The 7,502-nt window shown below is 48.7% G+C and carries 10 protein-coding genes; 9 read left to right on the top strand and 1 reads right to left on the bottom strand.

What is annotated here, in order from left to right; translation table 11 throughout:
• Positions 1 to 60 precede the first annotated feature (60 nt).
• The 6 genes from KNQ11_RS15900 to rpsI all read left to right on the top strand — a co-directional run bounded on the left by KNQ11_RS15900 (position 61) and on the right by rpsI (position 4,278).
• Positions 61 to 891 carry an energy-coupling factor ABC transporter ATP-binding protein gene (locus tag KNQ11_RS15900; RefSeq protein WP_023466650.1) on the top strand — a complete coding sequence of 277 codons (831 nt, stop codon included), beginning with the start codon at positions 61 to 63 and terminating at the stop codon, positions 889 to 891.
• Positions 879 to 1,733, top strand: coding sequence for an energy-coupling factor transporter ATPase (locus tag KNQ11_RS15905; RefSeq protein ID WP_050677140.1), 855 nt, complete (start codon positions 879 to 881; stop codon positions 1,731 to 1,733). Before KNQ11_RS15900 ends, KNQ11_RS15905 begins: the two co-directional genes overlap by 13 nt.
• Positions 1,730 to 2,521, top strand: a complete 792-nt coding sequence (locus tag KNQ11_RS15910) for an energy-coupling factor transporter transmembrane component T family protein (RefSeq protein ID WP_214772581.1) — start codon at positions 1,730 to 1,732, stop codon at positions 2,519 to 2,521. The genes KNQ11_RS15905 and KNQ11_RS15910 overlap by 4 nt, the downstream gene beginning before the upstream one ends.
• Positions 2,521 to 3,255, top strand: a complete 735-nt coding sequence (gene truA, locus KNQ11_RS15915) for a tRNA pseudouridine(38-40) synthase TruA (protein ID WP_214772583.1) — start codon at positions 2,521 to 2,523, stop codon at positions 3,253 to 3,255. Before KNQ11_RS15910 ends, truA begins: the two co-directional genes overlap by 1 nt.
• 168 nt (positions 3,256 to 3,423) lie before the next feature.
• Positions 3,424 to 3,861, top strand: coding sequence for a 50S ribosomal protein L13 (gene rplM, locus KNQ11_RS15920; protein WP_023466654.1), 438 nt, complete (start codon positions 3,424 to 3,426; stop codon positions 3,859 to 3,861).
• Between the two features lie 24 nt (positions 3,862 to 3,885).
• Positions 3,886 to 4,278 carry a 30S ribosomal protein S9 gene (gene rpsI / locus KNQ11_RS15925; protein WP_023466655.1) on the top strand — a complete coding sequence of 131 codons (393 nt, stop codon included), beginning with the start codon at positions 3,886 to 3,888 and terminating at the stop codon, positions 4,276 to 4,278.
• Positions 4,279 to 4,371: 93 nt separating this feature from the next.
• Here rpsI and KNQ11_RS15930 read toward each other — a convergent pair whose 3' ends face one another.
• Positions 4,372 to 4,659 carry a hypothetical protein gene (locus KNQ11_RS15930; protein ID WP_214772585.1) on the bottom strand — a complete coding sequence of 96 codons (288 nt, stop codon included), beginning with the start codon at positions 4,657 to 4,659 and terminating at the stop codon, positions 4,372 to 4,374.
• Between the two features lie 96 nt (positions 4,660 to 4,755).
• On the opposite strand from KNQ11_RS15930, the gene KNQ11_RS15935 reads away from it, so the two are divergent.
• The 3 genes from KNQ11_RS15935 to KNQ11_RS15945 all read left to right on the top strand — a co-directional run bounded on the left by KNQ11_RS15935 (position 4,756) and on the right by KNQ11_RS15945 (position 7,187).
• A complete protein-coding gene (locus KNQ11_RS15935; protein WP_214772587.1) occupies positions 4,756 to 5,406 on the top strand; it encodes a M15 family metallopeptidase in 651 nt (216 codons plus the stop codon).
• Between the two features lie 144 nt (positions 5,407 to 5,550).
• Positions 5,551 to 6,582 carry an Mrp/NBP35 family ATP-binding protein gene (locus tag KNQ11_RS15940; protein WP_023466657.1) on the top strand — a complete coding sequence of 344 codons (1,032 nt, stop codon included), beginning with the start codon at positions 5,551 to 5,553 and terminating at the stop codon, positions 6,580 to 6,582.
• A 2-nt stretch (positions 6,583 to 6,584) separates the two neighbouring features.
• The gene (locus KNQ11_RS15945) at positions 6,585 to 7,187 is read left to right on the top strand and encodes a KinB-signaling pathway activation protein (RefSeq protein ID WP_064300977.1); all 603 of its coding nucleotides are present in this window, start codon (positions 6,585 to 6,587) and stop codon (positions 7,185 to 7,187) included.
• Positions 7,188 to 7,502 lie beyond the last annotated feature (315 nt).

Consider the following 7,502-nt stretch of genomic DNA (forward strand, 5'->3'; position numbering starts at 1 on the left):
TCCCGCTTCTGCCCTTTTGCTACAAAATGAAAGTATTGATTTGATGAAGGAGGAGAGATCATGGACAAGCTGATTGAACTGGAACAGGTCACCTATCGGTATCCGGAACAGGAACAAGCAGCCTTACAAGAGGTCTCTCTGACGATTCGTTCAGGTGAATGGGTCGCCATCGTTGGTCACAATGGCTCTGGAAAATCAACGCTGACGAAATTGTTTAATGGATTGTTGTTACCGGAGACAGGGACTGTTACGGTTGCTGAGCGCTTTTCAAGTGCGAATCCGGAGCAACTGTGGGAGATGCGTCGAGCAATCGGCATCGTCTTCCAAAATCCAGATAATCAATTCGTTGGCACGACCGTGCGCGACGACGTGGCATTTGCTCTAGAAAATTGGGGTGTGCCACGCGAGGAAATGGTTCGTCGTATCGACGACAGTCTAGCGCGCGTTGGCCTTACGGATTTTGTTGATCGGGAACCTCATCAACTATCCGGCGGACAGAAGCAGCGTGTCGCAATCGCTTCGGCGCTTGCGATGCGCCCTGATGTTCTCGTGCTCGATGAAGCTACATCGATGCTTGATCCATTAGCACGACAAGAGGTCATGTCGACCGTTCAGGAACTCCATGCGACCCACCCAATGGCGGTCATCGCGATTACACACGAATTAGACGAAGTATTACGGGCTAGTCGTGTCATCGTCATGGATGCCGGGAAAATCGTATTAGAAGGATCCCCTCAGGAAGTCTTTCGTCATGCATCGTTCTTAGAAGACATCGGACTCGATGTTCCATTCGTTGTTCGGGTACAAGAACGTTTACGGGCGCAAGGTCTCTCACTCGAGGAGACGATACTAGATGAAAGAGAATTGGTGAACCGTTTATGCCAATCTTAATCCAGGAATTAAATTATACGTATCAACTCAATAGTCCGTTCGAACGAGTCGCGCTGCGTGATGTGAATCTTGAGATTCCGTCAGGGGCGCTTGTTGCGTTTGTAGGGCACACCGGATCCGGGAAATCGACGCTCGTGCAGCACATCAACGGATTGCTCAAGCCGACAGCGGGGAAGGTACAAGTCGATGACATCATCGTCGAACCGAAGAAAAAACAGGACCTCAAGCCATTAAGACGTCGCGTCGGGCTTGTTTTTCAATATCCGGAATATCAATTGTTCGAAGAGACGGTCTTAAAAGATGTCATGTTCGGTCCGATGAACTTCGGTCATGATGGTGCGACGGCTGAGCAATTAGCGAAAGAGGCATTACGCACTGTCGGACTCGATGAAGTCTTTTGGAGTCGTTCGCCGTTTGACCTGTCTGGTGGGCAAATGAGGCGTGTTGCAATTGCCGGCGTACTCGCTAGTCAACCAGACGTGTTGATCGTCGATGAGCCGACGGCAGGACTCGATCCACAAGGACGCAAGCATATGCTGAGTCTGTTTGCCCGGCTCCATGCTGAAACCGGTATGACGTTGCTCCTGATCACGCACGACATGGATCAGGTGCTTGAGTATGCCGAGCGTGTCATCGTCATGGAAGACGCCCAGGTGGCGTTTGACGGGCTACCGCTTGATCTGTTTAAAGAAGAGACTTTGCTCGAGCAATTTCATCTCGATCTTCCACATGTCTTATCGCTTGCTTGGCAAGTCGCTGATCGGCGTGGACTGGAACGACCGGACATCCGGACGGAGACCGAATTGATCGAGTGGTTGATGACGAAAGGGGTGAGCGAATGATCGTCGGACAACATATTCCCGGTCAGTCGTACTTGCATCGCTCGTCAGCACTCGCGAAGATCATCTTTGCTTTCTGCTTCATTCCGCTCGTCTTTCTCGCGAACAATGCATCAACGAACATCTTTTTACTCATTTTTACGTTTCTCGCACTCATGAGTAGTCGCTTACCGCTTCGTTATGTTCTAAAGGGACTACGCCCGATTCTGTTCCTGATCGTCTTTACGTTCGTCATCCAACTGTTCTTCACGCGCGAAGGTGCCGTCCTCTTTGAGTTCGGCTGGCTCCGGATCTACGAAGAAGGACTTCGACTCGCGATCATCGTCTCATTACGTTTCTTCTATCTCGTCTCGATCACGACGCTCGTCACGCTGACGACCTCACCGATCGAATTGACAGATGCGATTGAATTGTTGTTGAAGCCGTTCAAGGTCGTCCGTGTCCCGACGCATGAGATCGCCTTAATGTTATCGATCTCACTTCGGTTCTTACCAACCTTAGCGGAGGAGACAGAGAAAATCATGAAGGCACAGCAAGCACGTGGTGTCGATTTGTCAGCAGGACCAATCAAGGAGCGCTTACGGGCGATCATTCCGTTATTGATTCCCTTGTTCATCTCCGCCTTTAAGCGGGCAGAGGATCTTGCGACAGCGATGGAAGCGCGGGGGTACCGTGGAGGAGAGGGACGGACACGTCTACGGGAGTCCAAGTGGACGATGCGGGATACGGGTCTGATGATCTTGCTCGTCCTCCTGACGATCAGTTTAGTAGGATTGCGAGGGATCGGGTAATGCGTCGTTTAAAATGTACGATTCAATATGATGGAACCGGCTACGCCGGGTATCAGGTGCAACCAAACGGATTGACGATTCAAGAAGTGATTGAAACGACGCTTGCGCGGATGCACAAACATCCCGTCAAGGTCATCGGGTCGGGACGGACGGATGCGAGAGTGCATGCCTACGGACAAGTCATTCATTTTGATACGGAACTAGCGATTCCCCCGGAGAACGTCGTTAAGGCACTGAATACGCTCTTACCAGCGGATATTCGTGTCCGGAGCTGCGAGGAGGTCGAACCGACCTTTGAAGCACGTTACGATGTCGTAGGGAAGGAATACCGCTATTTCGTCCGCCGCGAAGAAAATGCGTTTCGTCGAAATCTGTCGGTTCATATCCCGTATGCGCTCGATCTCGAGCGCATACGGCAAGGGATGGCACATCTCGTCGGTACGCACGACTTCAGTTCGTTCTGTGTCGCGAAGACGGAAACGGATAACCGGGTCCGGACGATTTACGAGGCAGAGTTGATGACGATCGGTGACGAACTCGTCTTTCGATTCCAGGGCAGTGGTTTTCTCTATAATCAAATCCGGATCATGGTCGGGACGTTACTTGACGTCGGACGCGGTCGTTTTGCACCAGAGGACATTAAAAAAATGTTGCTGGCAAAGGACCGGAACGTTGCAGGCGTGACGGCGCCTCCTCATGGACTCTATCTATGGGAAGTTTTCTATCCGGAGTGAAAAAAGGCAATTGACATTGGCTATTAAAAAACATACAATGTTTATTGGCATTTCATTTATTATGAAACCACAATCTTAGCCCCGTACACCTAAGATTATGATAGATTCACCTAGTGAATAAATGAAAAATCAAAAACAGAACTTTTAATTCCTTAGGAGGTATTTTACATGCGCACAACTTTCATGGCGAAAGCTACTGATGTAGAACGCAAATGGCTCCTTATCGACGCTGAAGGTAAAACACTCGGTCGCCTTGCGAGCGAAGTTTCATCACTTCTCCGTGGTAAGCACAAGCCTACGTTCACACCACACGTTGACTGTGGGGATAACGTTATCCTCATCAACGTTGAGAAAATCGTTTTAACTGGTAACAAACTCGACAAAAAAGTCTACTACCGTCACTCTGGTCATCCAGGCGGCTTAAAGCAGACTGTTGCACGCGATATGCTTGCTAACAAACCTGAGCGCATGCTTGAACTCGCGATCAAAGGAATGCTTCCAAAAGGTAGCCTCGGTCGTCAAATGTTCAACAAACTCCACGTCTACGCTGGAGCTGCACACAAGCACGAAGCACAACAACCAGAAGTTTACGAACTTCGCGGTTAATACGAATTTAGGAGGAACTACACGATGGCAGATGTACGTTACTACGGCACTGGTCGCCGGAAACACGCGGCAGCGCGCGTTTTCCTCGTTGCTGGAGACGGTAAAGTCACAGTTAACGGTCGCGATATCAGCGAATACTTCGGTTATGAGACATTGATCATGACTGCAAAAGAACCACTCGTAATCACAGAAACAGAAGGCAAGTACGATGTAATCGTAACGGTCAAAGGCGGCGGCTTCACTGGTCAAGCAGGCGCTATCCGTCACGGTATCTCACGTGCTCTTCTTCAAGCGGATCCAGAATTCCGCGGCGCACTCAAAGCGAAAGGCTTCTTGACTCGTGATGCTCGTATGAAAGAGCGTAAAAAATACGGTCTTAAAGCAGCTCGTCGTGCACCACAATTCTCGAAACGTTAATTCTTTTCGAATCCCTCTCACCCTTGTGGTGGGAGGTTTTTTTATGCACTAAAAAACCGCTCTCCTGACGAAGTGTCAGAACAGCGATTCAAGTCAAGTCGACGGAGTGGAGCGTAATCGGTGCAATATCGTCAGAAGAACGTAGAGGATGACGATCGTCAGCGGGATGCTCCAAACAAAGAGAGATTGTATGAATTGGGTAGGTGTATGTGCCGTCGCTTGACCGACATGTCCTGTAAAAGAGGTTTCTTCACTTAAGACGGTTGCATTGTCCGGTAACTCCGTCTTGGTAGCTACGGTCGGTTGCAGCGTCAGATACAGGACGAAGCTAAGATGTAAGAGACAGGTGACGCCAAGTGTCCAAATGATGAGTTTTTTCATAGGATGCTCCTTTTGATATGAGTTAAAATCATTCTGCATTCCATAAGTATAGCGGATTTTGTTTTCGGGAACAGGAGACAAAGGGAGTGAGCATAGATGGCATTATCGATCAACTGGTTACTCGAGCGAGCGAATCGGAAGTTGAATGCTTCGGGACTGTCGCGAGAAGTCGCCAAACGGACGCAAGAGGTCATCCGGGAGATGCATGCGCAAGGGATTTATGTAGGCGTCGCACAAGGGTACCGATCGATTGCAGAACAGAATCGGTTGTACGCACAGGGACGGACACTACCGGGACCAATCGTAACGAATGCACGCGGAGGACAATCCAATCATAACCGCGGAATTGCCGTCGACCTCTTTCAATATTCCCAAGACGGTACACAAGCGCTGTTTCGAAACGACCAAAGCTTTCGAAAGATTGTTGCTGCGATGAAACGACGTGGCTTTTCTTGGGGTGGGGACTGGACAAGCTTTAAGGACTATCCACACTTTGAATTACTAGGAGTGTCTGAAGAAACGCCGAATCGCTCTCGTGCGATCGTTCCGTATCCAGGTCGTCCGTTGTATCAAGGTGCAGCCAATATGAATCCGCGGGATATCGAACGAATCCAGCGTGCAGTCAAAGCAACCGTGACTCGGCGCTTTGATACAGAGACGGCTCAGAAGGTGCGCGCCTATCAAACACGTCAAGGACTTGATGTCGATGGTGTCGTGGGTCCTCGTACATGGAACCGAATGTTCTAAAACGAGTGAATGATCGAGTAAAATGATGAAAACCGACACTGGACATGGAAAAGTCATCCTTTCCGGTGTCGAAATGTGCAAGCGCTCTCTTATTTTTGTTATACTAATAAGGATTAAATCGAACGTTTTCAGGGGGAAGGCACTATGTTGAATGAACAAGAAATTCGCGAGGTAGTCGGAACGCTCGTCGATCCGACGATTGACCGCCCGCTTGCAGATACGAACGGCATTCGTGACGTCCGGATTAAAGGTGATTATGTCAGTCTGAAAATCGCTTTAGCTCAATCTGGTTCTGGGGAGCAACTCGTGCTCCAACAGCAAATCGTCAAGGAACTGAAAGAAAAAGGATTCAAGACAGTGGGACTTCGTTTTGAAGCACTTGGTGATCACGGGATTCAAGCAGCTACGACACCATCAATTCTCAAACCAGAATCTGGTACGACGTTCATCGCGATCGCTTCTGGTAAAGGGGGCGTCGGGAAATCAACGGTTTCCGTTAACTTAGCAGTCGCCCTCGCACGAGCAGGGAAGAAAGTCGGGTTGATTGATGCCGATATCTACGGCTTTAGTGTTCCAGACATGATGGGAATCGAAACACGTCCGACTGTCGTGAACGACCGAATCGTTCCACCAGAACGCTTTGGCGTTAAAGTCATCTCAATGGGCTTCTTCGTTGAAGATAATGCACCAGTCATCTGGCGGGGACCAATGCTTGGGAAGATGCTCAACAACTTCTTCGCGGACGTCGAATGGGGCGATCTCGATTACTTATTGCTTGATCTTCCACCGGGGACAGGAGATGTCGCACTCGACATTCATTCGATGCTCCCGAGCTGTCAGGAAGTCATCGTCACGACACCTCACGCGACAGCCGCTTTCGTTGCAGCACGAGCAGGAGCAATGGCAATCAAGACGAACCATCGTCTCCTCGGAATCGTCGAGAACATGGCGTACTTTGAAAGTAAAGTGACAGGCGAAAAAGAATATGTCTTCGGTAGTGGTGGCGGAGAGAGGTTGTCAGAAGCGTTAAAAACCGATATTCTAGCTAAGATTCCACTTGGACAACCATATGCGAACGATGCGGACTTCGCCCCATCGATCTATCGCGATGAACATCCATTTGAGACGTACTATAATGAACTCGCCACGCGTGTCATCGAAAAAGTAGAGGGATAAGAATGAAGATTAAAGGATTTTTGAAGCTGTTTTGGATGACGCTCCTAATCGGAACGCTCGCCGGCTTCGTGTTTAACTTGGTAGCGGAACCTGGATATATCCGAAATCAATCGATTAGCGGATATGTGACGGCTCTCTCCTACAGTAGTACGTGGACAGCCATCAGTTTGATGGGATTCTTCTCGTACTTGATCTTACATCGCGTCGGACTCGATTTATTCCGCGGCGCAAAGCTTTGGAATCGTGTCCAGGTCGTCTTGATTGCATTTGCACTATTTGATGGTGTTTATCTACGCGGATTAGCATACGGCTTTGATAAGACGAGCCTTTATATTGGTGAGATGGTCGTCTTGCTTGTAATAGCGTTCTTAGTCGCGCGGACGAAAGCACGGGAAACGAACTTCACAGCGTTCATTCCGACTTTGTTCCTCATGACAGTCATCACGTTGATCGAATGGGTACCTGCTTTGCAGGCAACACAAGATAAGCGGATGTTATGGGCGGCGCTTGCGACACTTTTAATCTGTAATGCGTATCAGATTCTAATGCTGCATCGCTTGCAAGAAAAGCCAGCTTCTCAAGGACAATCGCAAAAACAGGCGTAACGAAAAAGACCCGCGAACGGGTAGTGTTTTACCGGTTCAAGCGGGTCTATCTTTTTTCTAAAGTTTTTTTAGAAAAACAGTTGACGAAAAAAACAAGAGTTGATATATTAATACATGTCGCTGAGGCACACGCCAAACGCGAGCGTCACAGACGAAAAAAACTTCAAAAAAGTAATTGACATCACTTATTACTTTACTGTAAGATTTAAAAGTCGTCAAATGACATATTGGACTTTGAAAACTGAACGATGAGGCAAAAATCGTATTCTACGGAATACAAAAACGAATGAAGCGCAAGCTTCGTCAATCGTGACT

Source organism: Exiguobacterium sp. s39 (genome assembly GCF_018618925.1).
Taxonomy (GTDB): Bacteria; Bacillota; Bacilli; order Exiguobacteriales; family Exiguobacteriaceae; genus Exiguobacterium_A; species Exiguobacterium_A abrahamii.

Bases quoted from the DNA above. Each gene is read 5' to 3' on its own strand.
- KNQ11_RS15930 (WP_214772585.1), bottom strand. From the start codon at position 4,659: ATGAAAAAACTCATCATTTGGACACTTGGCGTCACCTGTCTCTTACAT.
- KNQ11_RS15905 (WP_050677140.1), top strand. From the start codon at position 879: ATGCCAATCTTAATCCAGGAATTAAATTATACGTATCAACTCAATAGT.
- KNQ11_RS15935 (WP_214772587.1), top strand. From the start codon at position 4,756: ATGGCATTATCGATCAACTGGTTACTCGAGCGAGCGAATCGGAAGTTG.
- rpsI (WP_023466655.1), top strand. From the start codon at position 3,886: ATGGCAGATGTACGTTACTACGGCACTGGTCGCCGGAAACACGCGGCA.
- KNQ11_RS15910 (WP_214772581.1), top strand. From the start codon at position 1,730: ATGATCGTCGGACAACATATTCCCGGTCAGTCGTACTTGCATCGCTCG.
- KNQ11_RS15945 (WP_064300977.1), top strand. From the start codon at position 6,585: ATGAAGATTAAAGGATTTTTGAAGCTGTTTTGGATGACGCTCCTAATC.
- KNQ11_RS15900 (WP_023466650.1), top strand. From the start codon at position 61: ATGGACAAGCTGATTGAACTGGAACAGGTCACCTATCGGTATCCGGAA.
- truA (WP_214772583.1), top strand. From the start codon at position 2,521: ATGCGTCGTTTAAAATGTACGATTCAATATGATGGAACCGGCTACGCC.
- rplM (WP_023466654.1), top strand. From the start codon at position 3,424: ATGCGCACAACTTTCATGGCGAAAGCTACTGATGTAGAACGCAAATGG.
- KNQ11_RS15940 (WP_023466657.1), top strand. From the start codon at position 5,551: ATGTTGAATGAACAAGAAATTCGCGAGGTAGTCGGAACGCTCGTCGAT.